Raw genomic sequence first — 21244 nt, forward strand, 5'->3', positions numbered from 1 at the left:
GAAAGAGAAAGAAATGGCAAAAAAATCACAATTTGAATTACACGAATCAAGACTAGGTACAACTGATGACAGTGGACACCGCGTCTTCCTGTTCCCAGAAGAAGTAAAAGGTATCTGGAAAACCAGGCGTGAGATATTCTATTGGTTTCTGATATTTGTCTATCTCGTATTGCCATGGATATATATTCAGGGAGAACAAATGATTCTCCTTAATATTCCGGCCAGAGAGTTCTCATTCTTTACATACAAATTTTATGCCCATAATGCGCCTATATTAATATTTGTGATACTCGGCTTTCTATTTTTCATAGGCTTTATCACAAGTATTTTTGGGCGTGTTTGGTGTGGTTGGGCGTGCCCTCAAACAGTATTCATCTCCTCTATATTCCTCAAGATCGAGGCACTTATTGAAGGGAAGCCAAGAGCGAGAAAGAAATTAGCAGAAGCGCCATGGACGACAGCGAAAGTGATAAAGAAATCACTTAAGTGGATTGCTTTTCTGGCCGTATCTCTTCATATCTCACACACGTTTCTTGGATACTTTGTAGGAACTCATCACCTACTTTCTGTAAGCTTTCAAAACCCTGCAGAGAACTTCACGCTGTTTACAATTATGCTTCTTATCACAACAACGGTCCTTTTAGACTTTGGTTGGTTTAGAGAGCAGTTTTGTATTATTGCTTGTCCTTATGGGAGAATGCAATCTGTCATCATGGACGAGAATTCACTAGCAATTCTCTACGATGAAAAACGTGGAGAACCAAGACGTCGGCCAGGTATGAAACCAGAAGAGCATGGAGATTGCATCAACTGCTATGCTTGCGTAAAAGCCTGTCCAACAGGTATTGATATTAGACGTGGCGTACAACTCGAGTGTATCGCTTGTACAAATTGTATCGATGCTTGTGATGACATTATGTTAAAAACGAATCGACCAATGGGGCTAATTCGTTACGATACTCAAAGCAATATTGAAGGGAAAGGTCGCCATATATTCTCAATTAGAAATATAGGCTATCTTCTTGTCCTCATAGGCTTAGTCATCGGATTTATCTATAGTCTTTCTTTATCGCAAGGAATCACAACGACAGTTCTTAGAGGAGCAGGAGTACCGTTTACAGTAAGTTCACCAACAACAACAAGAAACCACTTTCATATCGTTATTGAGCAGAGTGGTGATATTGTCGAAAGAAATATCGAAATTGCAGTCCAAGGAATAAAAGAAGGCTCATACGAATTAAAAATACCGAGAAACCCTTTCGTTCTCAAGTCAAATCACGAAAGAAAAATTGTCTTCATCGTTTTTAACAATGAAGTACTAACTAACGGAAGCTTAAAATTTAATTTCATCATAAAAGATCTCGACACAAATGAAGAGATCATTAAAGAGGCGGTACTCGTTGGACCAGTTAAGTAGTCTACAGGGAATCTCACCATACGTTATCATAAGCGCAGCTCTTACAATGGGCCTTGTTGCTAATTTCCACTGCGTGGGGATGTGTGGCGGAATTACCATGGCCGTCTCAAAGTCCTTTAGTCAAAATATGTCCTACCAGGTAGGAAGGCTTTTGGGCTACATGGCCACAGCACTGGTTATTCCAGTGCTTGGCTTTACAATCTTAGATATCAAATCAAACCCATATCTTATGCTATTTTCAGGTTTAAGTATTGGTTTAATCTTAATTTGGATGGGGCTTAAAAGACTTTTTAAATTCTCAAATTTCAAATTTGCTCAAATAGTTTCTCAAAAATTACACAACTTGAATGCCAAGCTTTGGCCAAAGATTTCAAAGAAAGTTGGAAATAAACCTCACCTCTTTAATTTTTCAATTGGGAGCATCAGTGTTCTTCTTCCATGTGGGCTTTTATGGGCAATGTTAGCACTAGCGATAAGTGCGGCCTCCCCTGTACTAGCGGCACTCTTTGTCTTCTTCTTTTGGCTAGGAACACTTCCTGGGCTTCTCCTTGGGCCAACTGCCATTAGAAGGATAAAATTCCCAAGCAGAATTCAAGCTGGTGTCCCTTACTTATTTTTAATTATTGGAACTGCTACAATCGTCTACCGCGTGTATATGATGTGGAGTCCAGCGCCAGGAGCGCCAACATGTCACTAAAGAAAATGATAACTAAATTTTTTCAAGATCCAGAGTTCTATGCATTTAACTTTTTGCTCTTCACTGTGATCATCCTCTTTCCTTGCCTACTCGTTGCTTTAACAGTTAAGTACTGGTCTTGGTAAGAGGGTGCCATGCTCCTTTGGTTTCGCATCTGCTAAATACGAAAGTACAAAGAGGTTATTTAGCAGGTGCGAAACCAAAGGTGCATGGCACGCTTACGGAATAACTGTATAATCAACGCTACCAACTCCACCATCACGACCAGCATCAACACCAAGTCCACCAGAAGCATCAGCAAGTCCAAGCCAATTATTCGTTCCACAATTTACATGAATACGGCCACCACCGCCACCTGATCCGCGATAGCCAGTTGTATTGGATCCACCAATTGTTGATATATTTCCACTGCCATCACAAGTAAGCCCTTTTACGTAAACCGACCCTCCGGCACCAGAACCACCTGTTCCACCGGTAGAGTTTCCGTTAACACCATTAGCATCAACAGATGCTGCAATATTAACATTTGCATCTGAAACTAACCAAATTACACCACCTCCGGCACCACCACTATAGTCACCATCATCATCACTTCCACCACCTGAGCCAGCAGTATTAGGCTCGGTAGCACTACCATATGTAACTCCACTATTAGCACAATATCCATTACCACCAGCACCAGCGTGCCCACCTGCACCAGCAGGGTTATCACCACTTGAACAAGCAACACCACCGGCCGTTCCATAACCATTATGACCTAGACGCCCTGGCAGCTCCCCTTTTCCAAGTGAAGAGATTGGAGCATTCACATTAATATCACCGACAGCGTAGACGTCTGGAAGTCCCGCTTCAACAGCTCCATCAAAAGTGACAACACCACCTGAATGGATTTGAGTAATATCTTTACTTGCAAAAATTAAACTAGAATTTGCTGTTGAGAAATTCCCATTAACATTAAAACCTACATCTGTATTATTTCCATAAACTCTAAGAGTCATAGCTGTATCAAGAATAAAGTTTCCGGCACCTGTAAAGCTTTGCACACCACCTAGTGTTAGGTCGTTACTAACAGTACAAGTTGAACCAAAGCCACCCGTTGTACAAATTGAATCCTGGTCCATTAATGAAACATAGAATGAGCCCTCATCAATTCCAAGGTCATTATTTTTCATATCGATTGCTCCACCATATTGATAGACGCCACTAATATCTGTCATGGTAATAGCAATTCGACCCGCGCCACCGTAACCACTTGAAGACCCACTTGCAGAACCACCTTGAGCGGCCATTGAACCATTTCCGGTAATTGAACCGGTATTGATCCATATAGATCCACCAGAACCACCACTAGATCGATCGCCATTATTTTCTCCATCGCCACCATTTGATAAAATTGATCCTGTAAAATTAGTTAAATTTGAAATACTAAATTTAACAGCACCGCCTCCATCTCCACCAGCAGCATTAGTTTCTCGTCCACCACCAGAGCCTAAGTCAGTTGGAGCAGTTTCATCTCCATATAGATTTCCCCAAGTATTGGAACTATAGCCTTGGCCGCCAATACTTCCATAGCTAGCACCACCACCAGGATTATTTCCACCACTAGAGTCTTTACCTCCACCAGGGCCTGATGTACTTGTATATCCTTTCTCTGAGACATCAACTGTTCCAGCAAGATCGAGATTTGTTGCAATAAAATCAGCAAGATTAACCTTCATTGTGGCACCGGCCTCAATCGTAGCATCTCCAGAAATATCAAATGTATACTTATCACGATTTTGTGATTGAATCGTTGCTCCAGATTTAACAAGAAGGTCACCAGTCACTGTAATATTTGTTGTACTATCAAAAAGATAGACATCATTATTTAACGTTAAATTCCCTGCAAAGAGATCACTCGGAAGCCACTTAACATTGTTAATTTCACAAGTCGTAGCACTTGTTCCAACATCACAGAATTCATCTAATGTTGTATAGGTTAGATTTAAAGTACCAGAATCACCGGGATGAGTTGAAGCTCCAGGCCCATAATAGAACATTCCGGAGAATGTATTAGTTGAAGTTGTCATATCAATTGATAATCGACCTCCAGATCCAGATCCAGCACCACGCCCTCCCGAGTCACCACCTTTGGCCTGAATACTTCCAGTCCCAGTAAAGCTTGTATTGGCCGTAATCCAAATGGAACCACCTGCACCACCACCAGCAGCGTAAATACTTCCACCTGCACCAGCATTGGCATCTGCCTTAATCTCACCATCAATAGTTACAGAGTCTGCAATAATTTTAATGGCACCACCACCAGTACCACCACGATAGTTCCCTGAAGACCCACCACCAGAGCCAAAAGTGACTGGAGCTGTTAAGCTACCATAAGGACTGTTTCCACCAGCAGTTGTTGTTGCATTTTCACCATTTCCACCATTTCCACCGTGCGCTCCACCTCCTGCTTCATCATTGCCATTAGTGAGTCCGGGAGAAGGGCCAAAACCTTCTTCCAGACGACTTCTAGCACCATAGTACCCTAGTCCTACAGCATTTATTTGACCACCTGACTGAAGATCAAAAGCAGAGGTTTCAAGAAGTGAAAGGTTTGCATTAATTGATGATCCATTCTCAATTGTAATTGCCGTATCTGCCGAAATAGAAATTGAACGAAGATATTCTGTATAAGAAATGCTTGAACCTGTTTGAAGGCTTAGACTTCCCGTTAAATCAATTGAGAAATTCCCATTATGACCTTGAATTGCAAGTCCGGCACTTGGAGATAGAATAAGATTTGTTCCGGTAAGAACAATATTATTCCCGAGTGGCTTTGTTGCAGCAATCGTACATGTTGTTGAAAAATCCCCAGTATCACAAATTGCATTATTATTAGAAAGCCCTAAATGAAATGTTCCAGGACCACCGTGTTTACCGCTAGAGCCACCTTGGGTATTTACTGTACCTGTTAGGTTATAAGTACTACCAGTAAGATCGATTGAGAGCCTACCACCTGAACCACTACCACTTCCATAGTTATAAATCTTACCTTCTCCCCCTGAAACAAAGATATCTCCATTACCAACTATTGAATTGAGCGCTTGAATCCAAACAGAACCACCGGCACCACCACCAGAGGCATAAATAGAAGTTGCAGCTCCATCATTTCCCTGAGCAAGTATATTTCCATTTAGGATAATATCATTGGCCACAATCTTAATGACACCTCCACCATTACCACCAGAAACATTTTTAGATGCTCCACCACCAGAACCATAATCCACAGGATTTGTTTCACTACCATAAGGAGATTGTCCACCAAGCGTCAATGAGCCTTCTCCATTACCACCAACAGAGGCATGAGCACCACCACCAGCTTCGTCTGTATTATTTGAAAGTCCAGGAGAGATTCCAAGTCCATCTTGGTAGCCAATTCCTGCTCCAAGATACCCAAGCCCTTTTGCATTGAGGCTTGATCCTGTTTGCAACTCAAGAGTCTGCGCTTCTAGATTTTTTAGATTAGCTAGAATAGTTGCATTTGTTTCTAATGTCACATTTCCATCTGCAAGGAGTTCAATACTGCGAGCATTGGCAAGGTATGTGATACTAGAGTTTGGTTTAAGAGTTAAGTTGCCAGTTAGATCAAGTGCAACTCCAGGGTTTAGGCCATCAACAGAAAGTGAGACACTATCTGCAATTTCTAAGTTATTTGCATTAATTGTATAATTTGCACCAATTGTTTTATTTTGATTAATAAAGCAAGTTGAAACGAGATCGCCACTATCACAAATCGCTGCAGGATTTGCTAGAGCTAAATAAAACGTTCCATCACCGGCCCTTTTCTTTCCAAGCCCACCTGTCGTTAAAACACTTCCTGAAAAGTTATATGAAGAACCATTAAACTCAATAGCAACGCGTCCACCGGAACCACTTCCTGCTCCATAATTATAAGTTTTACCGACACCTCCTAGTGCAGAAATCGGTCCAGTTCCAGAAAAAGAATTACTTATTTGAAGCCAGATGGAACCACCAGCTCCACCACCTGCTGCATAAATAGAACTAGATGCCCCATCAGTACCATTAGCAGTTAGCGAGCCATTAACTGTTAGGTTATCTGCAATAATTTTAATGGCGCCACCGCCATCTCCACCATCTCGCCCATATGATGCGCCAGCACTTGATCCGTACTCTATAGGTGCACTTGCGACACCATAAGTGACGCTTCCACCTGTCGTTGATCCACCTTCTCCGTTAGCACCAACAGATGCGTGTCCAGCACCACCCGACTCGTCACTACCATTGCCCATACCTGGAGAAGGGCCTTTTCCATCTTCACCACCATCACGGCCGCCAGTGTAACCTCGGCCATTAAGATTAATAGCACCACCAGATTGAATATCAATATTTGTCGCATTAAGTTCTGATAAATTGGCCGCTAATGTTGCGCCAGATTCAATCACAAGATCATTTCCAATATCAAGCTCGGCACTAGTTGCATCTAGGGTTTGAATAAGTGCACCACTTTGAAGAGTTAAATTTCCTGAAATCGTATATGTTACGTTCGAAATTAAAGTTTGTGTATCATTAATAAAACATGTAGTTAGAACATCTCCACCACCACTACAAATTGGATAAATATTAGGAATATTTACATTTAAAGTACCATCGGCAACACCACGTCCAGCAAGTTGAATAATACTTGTAGCAACTGTTGCTTGGTTAGCTATTATAGAGACCCTACCTCCTGCACCGTTTCCGCCAGAATTCGTATGACCAGAATCACCACCTGTTGCAGTAATTGTTGCTTGCAAAATTAAATTGTCGGCAGAAAGCCAAATTGAGCCACCGGCACCACCACCTGAAATATCAGAACTCTCCTGTCCATTACCACCATTAGCAGATATTGTTCCTGAAATATCTAAAGTATTTGTCACACTTAACTTAACGGCACCACCACCGCTACCACCGATACGTGAACCACCAGCACCACCACCTGAGCCATAGTCGACAGGGGAGCTAATTGAACCGTATGCAGGAGTTCCGGCCGTACCAGCATTACCATTGAACCCATCAGTTGCGTGACCACCGCCACCACCGTTATCATCTGTTCCAATACCACCAGCAGGGCCTCCACCGTTGCCCATCGCACGGCCACCAAAGTAACCCTTATAATTTACATTTATAGAACCAGAGATTGTTGCGTTTGAAATAGTTGAATCTGAAATATTAGCGTTTAATGTCCCGGCCATAGTAAAATTATTAGCAACAATATTGCTTATGGCCGTCATTGCATCCTTTGATAAAACACCACCTGAAGCAATCGTAAAATCACCCGCAGCATTGTTAAAGGCAAAGTCTGAATCAAGCCCCCTGATACTTAGGTTTCCAGTGGTATCAATTGTTAAGTTACCACTTGTAATAATCGTATCACCACCAATAACTTTGGAAGTATTGATAATACATGTTGAAGAAAAGTTTCCACTATCACAAAGTTGATCATTACTTGCAAGAGCTAAGTAGAAGCTACCATCAGAGGCATGTGTTCCGACACTTCCACCTGAAACACCAATCGCACCATTGAATGTATAAACACCAGAGTTTTGATAAATTGCAAGACGTCCAGCAGAGCCAGCTCCAGTCCCTTGTGCACCAGAAACTGCTCCAGCTGAACCACCATTTACAGAAATCGTTCCGCTTCCCGTAATTGTGGTTTGAGAAGTAATCCACAGTGACCCACCTGAGCCACCTCCACCTTGGTCACAACAAGATTGAACACCAGTTCCACCTTGAGCAAGAATATTTCCATCGATATTTAAATTAGTCGCAATAATTTTTACGGCACCACCACCGGCCCCTCCTGATTGAGCATCACCAGCTCCACCACCAGAACCAAAATCGACAGGTTCAGTTCTTGAACCGTAAATAGTTGTTCCACCACTAGAGCGTCCATTACCGCCTGGGCCGGCATGGCCAGCACCTCCAGGATCAGCACTAGAGCTAGCATGTCCAAAACCAGCAGAGGGACCTGCTCCATTGGCCGCTCCACTTGCTCCTCCTGCATATCCTTTACTTGAAACATCAATATTACCACCAGCCTGAATATCAAGTGTTGTGGTACTTAATAGAGTTAGGTTTGCTGAGATCTCTCCACCAGATTCAATCGTCGTGCTCCCATCAACCTGCATAATAATTTTTTCAACTGCATTTGAAGAAATATCACCACCATTTTGAATCACAAGATTACCTGGGATATAAATGACTGTAGCATCGGCCATCGTTTGAAGATCATTTACATAACATGTTGTATTGACATCACCACCACCAGAACAAGTTAGGCTCGTTCCAGAAGATGAGATTGTGGCCGTTGTAAATGTTGTACTCTGCTGGCCAATCGTATTATTTGAAGTGTCGATATAGCAAACTGTTACGCTATATTGAGTTGAAGGATCAAGTGAAGTAATAGATTGGGAAAGATTAGTATTTCCAAAATCAACACCTGCGCTACAATCGATTGGTGCCGTTGTTCCACTTGCAATTTGATATTTAAAAGTTTGAAGATTATTCGTGTTAATAACTGCATAACTAAGATCAATATCGTAGCTATTAATTGTATCGACATTTAGAGAATGTAAGTAGCTTGAAGTTTTTGAGAAGTTTTTAGATTCTGGGCCTGAAATATTTCCTGCACTATCTGTAACTGTCGCACTTACCGTTACTGTACCATCGGCTTGAGAACTAAAGTCAAAGCTATCACTCCAATTACCTCCCGTACAGGCAGTTGACTTGGTAACAACATTTCCACTTAAGGTAACATTACCATCTTCAGAACATGTTCCAGATAAAGTTGCACTAGGGCCTAAGACTTCACCTGCAGAATTTGTAATGGTCACACTTGGAATTGAAGTATCATAATTAACGGTGGCACTGACAGGATTATCACTGATATAGTCACCTGTTGTGGCCGTCCAAACATAAACTGTTCTTGGCCCATCGGCACCGGCCGAAAAAGTAAAATCAGAAGGCTCTGTCGTCACCCAACTTTCACCTGCACAAGTAGAAGTGTCGGCCGGTTTAGTAGTTTGAGTTTCAGATAAACACCACATAGTTGCATAAGTATCATTTCCAACACTAAGCCCAACTGTTAAATCGTTTGAATCATTTGACGACATCGTAAGAGTTGGATCAGGCATCGAAACATTCTTTGTCAGTGTAATTGTTTCTTGAGCAGAAGAATTCCCTGCAATATCTGTGTAGACAACATCAAAATCTAAATTTCCATTCGCAATTGCTGACGTATCGACATCAACACTCCACACTCCCCCAGAACAAGTCGTTGTAGCATTTACTGAATTTGTTAACTCAACCTCTCCACCATCTTCACTACAGGTTCCACTAAGTGTAAAACTTGTTTGATTCGATTCATCAATAACGGTAGTAGGAGGTGTTGAAATGGCCGTTGTTGGTATAACGGTGTCAAGTTCAATTGTTCCAACAATTGGGTCTTCAGAGATTTCATCAGCACTATTAGCTGTCCAAACATAGAGGTCACGACTTCCTTCACCAGGTGTAAATGTATAAGTTGCAGGAGGTGTCGTTGTCCAAGCACCACCATTACAAGTTACAGTATCCGAAGGTTGAGTTGTTTGAGTCTCGGAAATACAATATTTTATCGCCCCACTAGTGTTTGCGATATTAATGCCAACAGTTAAGTCATTACTAAGTTCCTCACTACTTGAGTCAGTATCTAAGAGTGAAACTGTCGGTATTGTAATACTTCCACCATCAAAGATAGAATACTTGATCTTCGAACAGGAGCTAAAAGCTAATACAACTAAAAGAAAAAGAATATTCATCGATATCAAACCTGTTAAATAATTTTCGTTACTCAAACAAGTTTATCGACATAAAGTTAATTTTCTTAACAATTTTTAATATTTAGCGAGGTTAACTAAAGAGACCATTTACAAAACTAAGTAATATTAAAGGCTTACAAATGTAATCTATTGAGAGTTCAAATAACGGCCATCGACCTGATTTAGTGTCAAAGATTTGCAAACTGCCCAGCCTGGGTGCCACCTAGGTGCCATGCTCCTTTGGTTTCGCATCTGCTAAATACGAAAGTACAAAGAGATTATTTAGCAGGTGCGAAACCAAAGGTGCATGGCACCCTTATTTACAGTTACGCATTCGCTGAAGTAGCTCGCTATCTTGTTCTTGAATTCGAGGTCTTAGGTATTCAACAATAGAAGAGTTTTCTTGTAGGATACGAACTAAGCGGCATAAGAAGACATTATCCTCGGCACTTTCAACAATTGACCAACCATCAACAACATTATTTGTCTCGTAGATAAATTTGAAAAAAAGCTCTTTATACTCAAGTTTTACATTCTTACCGGCCTGAGCTACTAATTGCTCACCCAATGCCTTGTCATGAACAGAAAATCCCCAAGTCAGTCGATCCCCACTACCAAGATCAATTGTTCCCTCATATGTTTTAAAGAAGACACCTTTCTTTGTAATACGCACTAACTTTCCAGAACGAGTCCCATCAGATTTCGGATAATTTAGAATCCCCCAACCAAGAAGACCTGCAATAATGGCCAGAATAAAAAGTGTGAAATATATTTTCTTCTTCAAGTGAACAACCTCGTTTAATAATTGATGTCTCTATTGTAGCCATTTACATCATTACTTGTAAAAACTTAATCATATTAACGCTTTTTTATACCTCTTAAGTTTTATATGGTGCCTGTGTGCGTTAAATTTCTACAAATACAAAGAGCGAGGCTAGATGTGTTCGACTTCATCGATTTAACAGATACTCAGGCCGTTATTCCAATCCTAGGCCTATGCCTACTGTTATGCCTGGTGGTAGCTCGACTTACTAAATTCATTGGAATCCCTAAGGTAAGTGGCTTTATTATGCTTGGAATTATTTTAGGGCCATATGTGACTGGCATTATCACTCATGAATTTCTAGAGAAAACTAATTACCTCTCTGATCTTGCCATGGGGCTTATCCTCTTCAATATTGGTGGTGAGTTTAATAAGTACCTTTTGCGTCGTCTAAGTAACGAGCTCATTAAAGAGACCCACATTAAAGTTTTTCTCATGTTTCTTATCAGCAGCACCCTCTTTGCGGCCTGTTTATTTATATTTAGTGGGCTCTCTGCCGCCAATATACTAATTATATCCATCATGCTTGGAATAATAAGTATCGAAGCAGCGCCACCTACAACAGTCCTTGTTATGAAAGAATATAATACACATGGACCAATAACTGACGCCATAATGATCCACCTTGCAGTAGTTACAGGGCTAACTATTGTTGGTAGCTTATTCTTTACTTCAATCTTTCAAGCGACGGGACTTTGGCCCTCCTCAGTTTCTTCTTATCAAGCGATCCTTGCCATGGCCAAGGAAGTATTTGGCTCTATTGCAATTGGAGTTGCTCTTGGGCTTCTTTTGACATGGCTTGAAAATTTTGAAAATAAGATTGGTAACTTCCTCTTTTCAATTCTTACTATGATTCTCTTTTCCCAAACCCTTGCCTATTTTTTAAAATTGAATGTTCTACTAATTTCACTAGTTCTTGGGTTTACAGTGACTCAGGCATCTTCGAAAGGAAGACTCATTCACACAACAGTAAGAGATATTGGAAGTTCACTTTATGCAATCTTCTTCGTGTATGCTGGTACACATATAAATATTGCAGGACTAATTTCTGAAAATGCGCTCTTTGTAATAATGTATATTGTTGTTCGAACACTATCTATCTTTGTGGCCCATCGATACTTTGCCAAAAGAGTAACAAGCAATAATTACAACACCTTAGGTCATTGCCTCTACTCACACGCTGGGACGGCCATTGCTGTTGCCATGACTATCCAAAAGATCCCCCACGTCACAAGTGCAATTATTTTTCAAACCATAATTTCCAGTATATTTATCTTTGAAATAGCAGGTCCTCTTATCCTTAAGGAAGCACTAAAACGCAGTGGCGAGGTATCTCAAGAGTCTTTAAACGATGTTCAATTTAATTATGGACAAGATCGCCGTTCAATTTTCAAAATAACTAAAGACTTTATCTCGAACAGCCTTTCAGGACTAAGAAAATAATTTTGTCAGGATTAACAACCTGAGTTAAGATACTTATATGGATACAATAATTTCAAAGAATGAAGATAGCGATGTGCAAGCATCGACTAAAGATATAAATGAGCAAGTTTCACAAGAAGAAAATGAAACAAAAGAAGAAATTACAAAGACAAGAAAAGACCTACATATGCCACGTAGGATCTTCCATTTTTCGATGGGTCTCATTGCAGGGATGATTTATAAGCATTTTCTGACTCACGCCCAGGCCGTACACATCCTTGGTGTTGCAACATGCGTTTTCTATATTCTTGAACAAATTAGAATCAACTACCCAGAAAATCGCTTAATGAAATTAGGAAGCCGCTACCTTTTACGTGCTGAAGAGCAACTGAAGGAATCGGCTTCAATGCCCTATCTAATGGGACTGCTTCTAACGATCTTAACATTTCCAAAAACCATTACACTTGTTGCTGTTTTCACACTTGCAGTTTGTGATCCTTTAAGTGCCATTATTGGTATTCGCTTTGGAAAGACAAAGTTAAAAGATAACCGCTCTCTTGAGGGAACACTAGCTTTTTTAATTGCAACAGTTGTCATACACCTAATGGTTCTTCTAAGTGTCTATGAATTTAATATAAGAATTGCACTTGTAACAATATGTAGCTCACTTGTAGTGACGGCCGTCGACTTCATGGACTTTAAAATCGATGACAATCTTACGATTCCTCTATCGACAGCAGGGGCCCTTTGGTTATTTATGGCAATCTTTCTATAACAGGATTCTAAAAGAATTTTAGAAATTTCTTTTTCTTAATTTGAACACGACGATAGAAGGCTTCATTCTTGGCCTCGTGCTTTATTTCCACAAGACCTTCTTTGATAAATTCATTTAGGTAGGACTCAAGCACTTCCATATTCACTTCATCAAGAAGAGTAAGATCCTCACTTTTGATTGAGATGAGGAGATTTTCCATATTCATCCACTCAAAGAATGATATATTCTCCAAGATAATTTCTTTGGCCAAATCCATATCATCATGTTGTAGGTTCTTATCGGTTTTAGAATTCACTTTAAAATTCCCCTCGCCCCATCTATTATAGAACATATGGAAAATAATACTAGTCGCACAAATGTTGGTACAAATCTCCCGATTGATTCTATTGAAATGGGTAACCCTAAAGCACAAAGGACACTTTTAGTCCTCCATGGCTTTGCTCAAAATAACGAACAAATCAAAGAGAATATTATTGATAAATTATCATCAAAAATTGTCGAAAATTTTCGTATACTCATCCCAAATGGGATATTTCCAATTCCTAAAATAAGGCCGAATCAAATTACATATCGCTATAGTTGGTACTTCTATGATCACACAAGACAGAGTTATTATATCGACATGAATACACCTATTGAGGCCCTTGGGAATTTATTAAAAGCAAAAGCTATTGAATTTAAAAATGTAACTATCATTGGCTATTCGCAAGGAGGCTACCTTGCACCGATTATGGCCAGCTACTTGCCAGGAATCCATACTTCTATTGCAATAAATGCAAATACACGTGTCGATAAGCTTGGCGAGAACTTAAACTTTAAGCACCTTTCAATTCATAACGAAGGTGACCCTGTTGTCGAATTTAAAAACTCTCACAATAGCTTTTTAGAACTAAGAAAGAAAATAGCTGATGCTCGATTCGAAAGCTTTGAAATTAACTCTCATGAGATTACACCAGAAAATATAAAAGTCTTGGAATCCTATCTACTAGAAATCAAATAAAAGCTTTAAAAATTCTTTTCTTGAATTAATATCCACAGCACGAGATGTATTAAAGGTTACGTGCCCTTCCCCTTTATGAAATTCAATATCCCACATGGACTCTGACGAATAAGGAAGAATACTATAACGAGAGTCAACAATAGTATTGCCTTTTCCCCAGTGAAGATAGCCACTTGTAAAACTTCTAAATCTCTCATAGTCATAAGAAAACTTTTCTGACTTATAATGTTTTAAAAGATTCTCAATTTCATTATTTTTAACAATAGATGCGCTCTCACTTTTTGGGTAGAGCTTAATCTTACCAAAAGGAATACTTTTAACGGCATAGAATCTTGCCTGATCTTGGTCAACAATAATCCCACGCCAAACCACATTATTAAAAATCGTAGGCTTAATCATCTTGCGTTGAGTATGCTCATTAATAAGTCCCTTCGTTGTAAGAAAGTTTGTCACACGTTCTCTTTGATAGAAACCAAGAGACATGAAAGCAACGACATAGATGATTGCAGCAGTATTAAATTTTAAATTTTTCGTACGTAGGCAAAGTAGAACTAGAATAACAAGTGGAATGGTACAAAGAGGATCTACAACAGCAACAGTATTAAGAGCAACTCTTGTTGAGGAAAGAGGCCAAAAAAGCTGAGTCCCATAATTTGTAAATGAATCCAATGCCCCATGGGTAGCATAGGCGCAAAGAGTATAGAGATAACTCCTTTTAACGGGAACCCTAAATAGTTTAAGAAATAAACTAACAATTAAAGCTCCGATAGGAATAAAAAAGAGCGAGTGAGTAAAGTGTCGATGAAATTGAACATGGAATAGTGGATCCGTTGATGAACGAATGAGAATATCCAGGTCAGCGGCCATTCCAGCAAGAGCACCCCAAAGAGCTATCACCTTTAAACTAGGCGCTTCTTTAACCCCTTTAGCCTCTTTTGGTTCATGCTTCTTTCTTTGTATCTTTGACTTAACCTTGGTCGCTCCTAGAGCTGCCATTGAACCAAGTACTGCCTGTGATAATGGGTCCACTAAAATCCTCACTTTATGTATTTACCAAGTATATGTTACCATAATTAAATGAAGTTTTTAAAAGACCAAGCACTCCTTGCTGGCATAAAAAATATTTGTCTATTGACTGGTGCCGGCATCTCTAAAGAGTCGGGGTTAAAGACTTTTCGAGACCAAAATGGACTATGGGAGAATCACGATATCTATGAAGTCGCATCCCCCTTGGCCTTTAACAATAATCCCAATTTAGTTCATGAATTCTATAATCAAAGAAGAAGGCAACTACTATCAAGTGAGGTTCACCCTAACGATGCTCACCTCGCTCTGGCCGAACTTGAAAAGTCAGGAAAATTTGAAACAACAATAATCACTCAAAATGTCGATAACCTCCATGAGAGGTCTGGTTCAAAAAGCATCTTTCACATGCATGGTCAGCTTTTAAAAATTCGCTGTAAAAATACTAAGAAAATCTATGAATGCAACGATGATCTTACAGTTGAAGACCGCTGTCAGTGTTGTCATACAAAGGGGAATTTAAGGCCCCATATTGTTTGGTTTGGTGAAGTTCCACTTTATCTTGACGAAATACAAGAGACTCTTCAAAAGTGTGACCTCTTCATTTCCATTGGAACATCAGGTCTTGTCTACCCTGCTGCCAACTTTGTGGCCATCGCTAAGAGCGCTGGTGCCCACTGCATAGAGATTAATCCTCATCCAACAAATAACGCTGAACTCTTTGATGAGACCATCACAGAGGTTGCAACGCAAGGCGTACGTCACTTTGTGGAATCCATGCTTCAAACCTAGCGTGCAGAAATTACATATTTCATAAAATCACTTTAATTTTCGTATCCCCTTGGCTATAAGTTCTCACACAATGCTATTGGAGAGATATATGAAATCAGTGCTTTTTACGCTAGCAATGCTTTTTGCAGTTACATCTAATGCAAAAGCTTCAAGTAATATTAGAGAAATTTGTGAAAACGCTTACTATGCCACAGGCTATACTAAGCTTCATCAATATAATCTCATCGTCAACTGGGCCCGTATTTCGGATCATGCCCTAGTTGATCTTGAGAATATTATCTACTCAGACTATTTCAAGGTTCTAGCTGAGAAAGACCTAGGTAATAACAAATCAAAATATACTTTAAAAGAAAATGGAAAACTAAACTCATATCAATATGAAGCGGCCCTAAGTGAACTTGAAAAGATCACAGGAAATAGTGCTTCATGTGTTTATGATCTTTAATCGATAGAGGGAAAAAATATGAAAAAATTATTACTAGCTGCGACTCTTTTTATTTCTGTAAACGCAAGCGCAAACCAAATCAAAATTTGTGCAATGGAAGCTCAAGAAACTTGTAAAGAGTTAACAAACAAAGAAGATTTCTACACATGTTTTAATTCAGTACGTGACTACTGTATTGATAACTACATGTACCAATCAGGTAACAAGTCTATGCCATGGTGTTTTGATGAGTGTGCACTTGTACAAGACGAAGCTCAAAGAAACCTTTGCTACGAAACTTGTACTGAAAAATAATTTAAATAAATATGTACAAATAAAGAAGGCACCTATCAGGTGCCTTTTTTATTTAGCATATGCGAAACCAAAGGTGCATGGCACCCTATCTTTCAACGATAGCAACAACACCCATCCCACCTGCAGTACAAATAGAGATAAGTCCGCGTCCACCACCTTTTTCTTGAAGCATTTTAGCAAGGCCTGCGACAATTCTTGCACCAGTTGCACCAAATGGATGCCCAAGAGCAAGAGAGCCTCCTTTAACATTAAGCTTTGAACGATCAATAGATCCAAGGGCAGAGTCTAGGCCAAGCTTTGTTTTGCAGAATTCTTCATCTTCCCATGCTTTTAAAGTACAAAGTACTTGAGCTGCAAAAGCTTCGTGAATTTCGTAAAAGTCAAAGTCTTGTAGAGTAAGACCTGCACGTTTTAGAAGTTTAGGAACGGCGTAAACAGGGGCCATTAGAAGTCCTTCCTCGTCGATAAAGTCAACGGCCGCTGACTGACACGTTGTAAAGTAAGCTGAAACATCTAAATTGTGTTCTTTTGCATATTCTTCACTACATAAGAAAACTGCTGAAGCACCATCAGTTAGTGGTGTTGAGTTGGCCGCTGTTAAAGTTGCTTTTTCAGATTTTTCGAAAGCAGTTCTTAAAGACCCCATTTTCTCCACCGTTGTGTTAGCTCTTAGAATTCCATCACGTTCTAGGCCTTTAAATGGCACAACAAGATCACTATAGAATCCTTCATTATATGCGCGCTCTGCATTCTGATGGGACTCCCACGCAAGTTGGTCTTGATCCTCTCGCGCAATATTCCAACGTTGGGCCATAAGCTCACAACTTTGTCCCATTGATAGCCCTGTACGAGGCTCTTTTACAGCAGGGAAAGTAGGCTTAAGATCGGCCGGACGGATACTTAAAAGGGCCTTGATTCGATCACCTGTTGTGCGAGCGTAATTTGCACGGCTCATGGCATCTGAGAAATTCTTAGAAAACTCAACAGGGATATCACTATTCGTATCAACACCACCAGCGATACCACATTCAATCTGACCTGTTGCAATTTTCATAGCAATAATATTTGAGGCCTCAAGAGAGAGCCCACAAGCTTTTTGAATATCTGTAGCAGGAGTGTGAAAAGACAGCCCAGACTCAATAGTACACTCACGAGCAAGGGAGAAATCATAGGCGTGCTTACTAACTGCACCAAGAACAACCTCACCTACTTCTTGTCCCTTAAGATTCATCTTATCGACTAAACCTTTTAAAGCAGCAGTCATTAGCTCCTTATTAGAAACACCCTGATACTTTGTACCAGATCTTGCAAATGGAATACGTGATCCCGTAATAATACAAACTTTTCTTTGTTCCATAAGTTTTCCTTTTATTATTTTGCCTTTTAACTTATAAGGCTTTTTAGTTCGAAGATTATTTTTCGATAACTACTTAAGTGAAAAAACTCTTCCAGCTCTGATAGTATCGTATTTAATTTTAATTTCTCACGTCCCTCAATGCATTTAAGTATTTCCACAACATACTTTTCAATTACGATAAAACTTATCGCTAGGGGTGAGAGGTTTGACGTATAAACATCAGGGAATCCGACACCATTTAATGAACCATGGTGCTGGCGAACAATAACATCTATCCCTGTTGGTATTCCCGATATCTCTTGAAGTAAAGTTGTAGTTAGATTGGCATGGTCTAAAACAAGTTTCTTTTCTGAGTCGCTTAATTCTACCTGTTCCAGATCGTCGAGAGAGTGAATTTTTAAGAGCTTCTCTTCACGTAAAAGAATATCGTGAAAAAAACAAATATAACAAACCTTATCCATGGTTTGCTTAAGCTGCTCACCTCTTCCCCATCCAAGGTTTGGAATAATTTGATAGAAGAACAGGCTCGATAGATAATTTCTTTTGAATGCGTAGGTTGTTTCATTCTCTAAAAGAGAGCGAAGTAAAGTTGAGAGCTTCTTTGAGCTACTTACCGTCTTTGTCATAGCAACAATTGACGTCTTAGCAAGTTTCACTGTTTGTGGAGTAATTCCAATTTCGTTGAGAAGGTTTTGAGAAATTTCAAAAGTATCACTGCTCACCTCCATCACCTTTTTGTCTTGCTTAAAGGCCTTAACGACTTTAGTTAAAGACTGAGACAAGATTTGTCCCATAAGCCTTTCAAAATCTTCCTTTTGTACAAAGAAATGAGTAAGATTATTTTGCTCGTAGCGCCTTACGATATCCTTATCAAGAACATCGTTAGCATAGATACGCTTTACAAAATGCTCCACACCTGACTTCTTCATTTTAATATAGATATCGCAACATGGATTTGAAAGTTGATAAAAATTAGCAATTTCAACACTAACAAAGTCAGGCATCTTTAAATGTCTTAGTTCTTCATCTGTAATATTCAGACTCTTTATTAACTGAAGACTAATATCTCTAAGAGAGAACCTTGATGGTAGAGATACAAAGTTCCCATAATCAATTTCCATCTCTCCTAAAATAACAATAGGCTTTTTAATCGTGTGATCGATCATAAAATTTACAAAGTTTTGACCACCAGGGATACTCCTACCTTCATTATCGATATACTTATTTTCGCATATAACTCCATCAAAACTTGCTAAATCATCCGCGCTTTTTAAAAAAGATGAGTTCTCAAGACATTCAATCTCAAAAGAGTACTCATTTGTTAAGTACTCTCTTACACTAGACTGAATGCGCTCATCTGAATGAATGATTAGCAATTTTCTCATTAAAACGATCTTCTTTTAAAGATAGAGTTAAAAACAAATCCCCATATCGCTAAACTTGTCACTAAGTGGATTAGGCCAAAGACAAAACTCTTAACGATATCTATATTTAATTCCGCACCTAAAGATAACATATCTGCAAGTCCTGAAATTTCTCCAATTCTTGGCAGAAGCCAATAAAAGATAAGCCCAAAGATAGATGAAAGATTAAGTCCCGAAAGAGCTGGATTTCCCGCTTGAATATAAGTGTAAACACCGACTGAGGCAATAACATAAAAAGATGTCAAAAGTAATGTTCCGATCTTATTAAAGAATAAACTAAAGAAGCAACTAACAAACATAATAATTAATATTTGTAAGAAGTGTGGAATTAGTGAAGCGGCCATCTTTATCATAGAGAAATCCACTTCCTTAGGAACAAGATCATTAGATATTAAGATAATGATTCCGATAACCAGAATGAATACTAAGTAAAGAAAACTTAAAAGAGCACCTCCTAGCATTCGATTGATAACGTAAGAAGAGCGATTAATCGGCAGTGCTAAGATTTGGGAAATGACACCACTTTCTAAATCACTACGAAAAATATTAGCTGAAACAAGAGCTGCAACAAATTTTGCACTTAAGCTAATAATCCAAATTACGACTGTCATGCTAGCTGTTGCTAGATAAGTGCTAAAACCCGACTCTTGAATTTCGATTTGTAATAAATTACTTAAAACACTACCTAGATACATAACGACAACAGTCAAAGCAAATAAGAAGATGACAGACTTATTTCTAACTTCTTTTTCTATTGTATTTTTAATTAACGTAAAATTAAACATGAGCTTCACCACTTTCTTCTTTTGTTCCTTTCACAAGTGTGTAGAAACGATCCTCTAAAGACATACCATCACGAACATCATCAATTAGGCCTTGGGCCTGGACTTTTCCATGATTTAAAATAATAACCTTCTTAGCAAATTTCTCCACTTCAGAAAGAATGTGAGAATTGATTAAGATAGTTTTCCCTTTGCTTGAAAGTTCAAGACAAATATCTTTCACATCTTTAATCCCAATTGGATCGAGGCCAGAGAAAGGCTCATCTAAAATAATTAGATCTTTATCTGCGACAATTGCGATACATAGCCCAACTCGTTGCATTTGTCCTTTGGACAGCTCACTAAGTTTTTTCTTACCTAACTCTCCGATTGATAGCTTAGCCAAGGCCTCCTTAATTCTATCTTTGACTTGAGACTTTTCAACCTGATGAAATTCAGCAAAGAACTTTAGTGTTTCCTCAACAGTAAAGTAATTATAAAAAGTGAACTTTTCCGGTAAGTATACAAGTCGAGTGCGTGACATGGGATCATTAGAATCGATATCATAAATTGAAATTTTTCCACTATCTGCACTAATCAGATTTAACATACACTTTACAAAAGTTGTCTTCCCCGCACCATTTGGTCCTAAAAGAGCAACAACATCACCATGCTCTACAGTCAATGAAAAGTCAGATAATGCCTTTTGGTCTCTATAACTTTTAGAGACATTTTCAACGTTAATTACGCTCATATAAAATCCTTATTCTTCGAGAATTGTTTTAGAATTAATACTACGTGGACGCTTCTGTTCATCAATGGCCACATAAGTAAAGATACCATCAGTTACTCTGACACGCTCAGTATCGAACTTACGAATAACCCAAGCCTCAACCTTTACAGCAAGAGATGTATTTCCCTCTCTTACAGTTGAGCAGTAACAACATAGAATATCCCCAACCCCAACAGGTTGGATGAATTTCATCGCTTCAATTGCGATAGTTGCGGTACGGCCACGACAGCGTTTTCCAGAATAGATTGCGCCGGCGATATCCATTTGCGAAAGAACCCAACCTCCAAAGATATCACCATTATGATTTGTATCACAAGGCATTGTTAGTGTACGAACACATAGTTCTCCTACTGGTTCATTTTCACTATTTTTTCCCACCATTTATA

Annotated in this window: 18 protein-coding genes; 9 read left to right on the forward strand and 9 right to left on the reverse strand. The window is 39.2% G+C overall.

Annotation, left to right across the window (positions count from 1 at the left end; translation table 11 throughout):
• Nucleotides 1–13: 13 nt before the first annotated feature.
• Genes ccoG through M902_RS16745 form a run of 3 tightly spaced genes read left to right on the forward strand, consistent with a single transcriptional unit; the run spans nucleotide 14 to nucleotide 2239 of the window.
• Nucleotides 14–1417 carry a cytochrome c oxidase accessory protein CcoG gene (ccoG, locus tag M902_RS04780; protein WP_021266914.1) on the forward strand — a complete coding sequence of 468 codons (1404 nt, stop codon included), beginning with the start codon at nucleotides 14–16 and terminating at the stop codon, nucleotides 1415–1417.
• On the forward strand, nucleotides 1401–2114 hold the full coding sequence (locus M902_RS04785; RefSeq protein WP_198011868.1) for a sulfite exporter TauE/SafE family protein: 714 nt from the start codon (nucleotides 1401–1403) through the stop codon (nucleotides 2112–2114). The genes ccoG and M902_RS04785 overlap by 17 nt, the downstream gene beginning before the upstream one ends.
• Nucleotides 2105–2239, forward strand: coding sequence for a hypothetical protein (locus M902_RS16745; RefSeq protein WP_021266605.1), 135 nt, complete (start codon nucleotides 2105–2107; stop codon nucleotides 2237–2239). Before M902_RS04785 ends, M902_RS16745 begins: the two co-directional genes overlap by 10 nt.
• Nucleotides 2240–2332: 93 nt before the next feature.
• Here M902_RS16745 and M902_RS04790 read toward each other — a convergent pair whose 3' ends face one another.
• Complete coding sequence (locus tag M902_RS04790; protein WP_021266674.1) at nucleotides 2333–9949, reverse strand: carboxypeptidase; 7617 nt, start codon at nucleotides 9947–9949, stop codon at nucleotides 2333–2335.
• A gap of 316 nt (nucleotides 9950–10265) precedes the next feature.
• Entirely contained in the window at nucleotides 10266–10733 is a 468-nt protein-coding gene (locus M902_RS15760) for a hypothetical protein (RefSeq protein ID WP_021266728.1), read from the reverse strand.
• Between the two features lie 156 nt (nucleotides 10734–10889).
• Between M902_RS15760 and M902_RS04800 the strand changes: the two genes are divergently transcribed.
• The gene (locus M902_RS04800) at nucleotides 10890–12215 is read left to right on the forward strand and encodes a cation:proton antiporter (RefSeq protein ID WP_021266752.1); all 1326 of its coding nucleotides are present in this window, start codon (nucleotides 10890–10892) and stop codon (nucleotides 12213–12215) included.
• 37 nt (nucleotides 12216–12252) lie between these two features.
• Nucleotides 12253–12969, forward strand: coding sequence for a diacylglycerol/polyprenol kinase family protein (locus tag M902_RS04805; protein WP_021266929.1), 717 nt, complete (start codon nucleotides 12253–12255; stop codon nucleotides 12967–12969).
• A gap of 7 nt (nucleotides 12970–12976) precedes the next feature.
• On the opposite strand, the gene M902_RS04810 is transcribed toward M902_RS04805, so the two are convergent.
• Entirely contained in the window at nucleotides 12977–13264 is a 288-nt protein-coding gene (locus tag M902_RS04810; RefSeq protein ID WP_021267043.1) for a hypothetical protein, read from the reverse strand.
• Between the two features lie 36 nt (nucleotides 13265–13300).
• Here M902_RS04810 and M902_RS04815 point away from each other — a divergent pair, with 36 nt between their 5' ends.
• Nucleotides 13301–13969, forward strand: a complete 669-nt coding sequence (locus M902_RS04815) for an acyl-CoA thioester hydrolase/BAAT C-terminal domain-containing protein (protein ID WP_021267018.1) — start codon at nucleotides 13301–13303, stop codon at nucleotides 13967–13969.
• On the opposite strand, the gene M902_RS04820 is transcribed toward M902_RS04815, so the two are convergent.
• Nucleotides 13955–14998: a metal-dependent hydrolase gene (locus tag M902_RS04820; protein WP_021267001.1), complete on the reverse strand. Its 1044-nt coding sequence runs from the start codon at nucleotides 14996–14998 to the stop codon at nucleotides 13955–13957. The two genes, M902_RS04815 and M902_RS04820, sit on opposite strands and share 15 nt — an antisense overlap.
• 48 nt (nucleotides 14999–15046) lie before the next feature.
• On the opposite strand from M902_RS04820, the gene M902_RS04825 reads away from it, so the two are divergent.
• From M902_RS04825 to M902_RS04835, 3 genes are all read left to right on the forward strand, one after another.
• Nucleotides 15047–15784 (forward strand): NAD-dependent deacylase, encoded by a 738-nt coding sequence (locus tag M902_RS04825; RefSeq protein ID WP_021266843.1) that lies wholly within the window; start codon nucleotides 15047–15049, stop codon nucleotides 15782–15784.
• A gap of 88 nt (nucleotides 15785–15872) precedes the next feature.
• The gene (locus M902_RS04830; protein WP_021266595.1) at nucleotides 15873–16229 is read left to right on the forward strand and encodes a hypothetical protein; all 357 of its coding nucleotides are present in this window, start codon (nucleotides 15873–15875) and stop codon (nucleotides 16227–16229) included.
• Between the two features lie 18 nt (nucleotides 16230–16247).
• Nucleotides 16248–16523 carry a hypothetical protein gene (locus M902_RS04835; protein ID WP_021266765.1) on the forward strand — a complete coding sequence of 92 codons (276 nt, stop codon included), beginning with the start codon at nucleotides 16248–16250 and terminating at the stop codon, nucleotides 16521–16523.
• Nucleotides 16524–16608: 85 nt separating this feature from the next.
• On the opposite strand, the gene M902_RS04840 is transcribed toward M902_RS04835, so the two are convergent.
• From M902_RS04840 to M902_RS04860, 5 genes are read right to left on the reverse strand one after another with little or no spacing between them, the layout of a single operon-like run.
• Nucleotides 16609–17880: an acetyl-CoA C-acetyltransferase gene (locus M902_RS04840; RefSeq protein WP_021266862.1), complete on the reverse strand. Its 1272-nt coding sequence runs from the start codon at nucleotides 17878–17880 to the stop codon at nucleotides 16609–16611.
• A gap of 26 nt (nucleotides 17881–17906) precedes the next feature.
• Nucleotides 17907–19265 carry a hypothetical protein gene (locus M902_RS04845; RefSeq protein ID WP_021266933.1) on the reverse strand — a complete coding sequence of 453 codons (1359 nt, stop codon included), beginning with the start codon at nucleotides 19263–19265 and terminating at the stop codon, nucleotides 17907–17909.
• Nucleotides 19265–20089, reverse strand: coding sequence for an ABC transporter permease (locus M902_RS04850; RefSeq protein WP_021266958.1), 825 nt, complete (start codon nucleotides 20087–20089; stop codon nucleotides 19265–19267). Before M902_RS04850 ends, M902_RS04845 begins: the two co-directional genes overlap by 1 nt.
• Nucleotides 20082–20819, reverse strand: a complete 738-nt coding sequence (locus tag M902_RS04855) for an ABC transporter ATP-binding protein (protein WP_021266874.1) — start codon at nucleotides 20817–20819, stop codon at nucleotides 20082–20084. The genes M902_RS04850 and M902_RS04855 overlap by 8 nt, the downstream gene beginning before the upstream one ends.
• A 9-nt stretch (nucleotides 20820–20828) precedes the next feature.
• Nucleotides 20829–21239: an acyl-CoA thioesterase gene (locus tag M902_RS04860; protein ID WP_021266805.1), complete on the reverse strand. Its 411-nt coding sequence runs from the start codon at nucleotides 21237–21239 to the stop codon at nucleotides 20829–20831.
• Between the last annotated feature and the right edge of the window lie 5 nt (nucleotides 21240–21244).

Source organism: Bacteriovorax sp. BAL6_X, from assembly GCF_000443995.1.
In the GTDB taxonomy this organism is placed as follows: Bacteria; Bdellovibrionota; Bacteriovoracia; order Bacteriovoracales; family Bacteriovoracaceae; genus Halobacteriovorax_A.

Coding starts and splice junctions, on each gene's coding strand:
- M902_RS04835 (WP_021266765.1), top strand. CDS start 16,248: ATGAAAAAATTATTACTAGCTGCGACTCTTTTTATTTCTGTAAACGCA.
- M902_RS16745 (WP_021266605.1), top strand. CDS start 2,105: ATGTCACTAAAGAAAATGATAACTAAATTTTTTCAAGATCCAGAGTTC.
- M902_RS04845 (WP_021266933.1), bottom strand. CDS start 19,265: ATGAGAAAATTGCTAATCATTCATTCAGATGAGCGCATTCAGTCTAGT.
- M902_RS04830 (WP_021266595.1), top strand. CDS start 15,873: ATGAAATCAGTGCTTTTTACGCTAGCAATGCTTTTTGCAGTTACATCT.
- M902_RS04825 (WP_021266843.1), top strand. CDS start 15,047: ATGAAGTTTTTAAAAGACCAAGCACTCCTTGCTGGCATAAAAAATATT.
- ccoG (WP_021266914.1), top strand. CDS start 14: ATGGCAAAAAAATCACAATTTGAATTACACGAATCAAGACTAGGTACA.
- M902_RS04805 (WP_021266929.1), top strand. CDS start 12,253: ATGGATACAATAATTTCAAAGAATGAAGATAGCGATGTGCAAGCATCG.
- M902_RS04840 (WP_021266862.1), bottom strand. CDS start 17,880: ATGGAACAAAGAAAAGTTTGTATTATTACGGGATCACGTATTCCATTT.
- M902_RS04855 (WP_021266874.1), bottom strand. CDS start 20,819: ATGAGCGTAATTAACGTTGAAAATGTCTCTAAAAGTTATAGAGACCAA.
- M902_RS04790 (WP_021266674.1), bottom strand. CDS start 9,949: ATGAATATTCTTTTTCTTTTAGTTGTATTAGCTTTTAGCTCCTGTTCG.
- M902_RS04860 (WP_021266805.1), bottom strand. CDS start 21,239: ATGGTGGGAAAAAATAGTGAAAATGAACCAGTAGGAGAACTATGTGTT.
- M902_RS04815 (WP_021267018.1), top strand. CDS start 13,301: ATGGAAAATAATACTAGTCGCACAAATGTTGGTACAAATCTCCCGATT.
- M902_RS04850 (WP_021266958.1), bottom strand. CDS start 20,089: ATGTTTAATTTTACGTTAATTAAAAATACAATAGAAAAAGAAGTTAGA.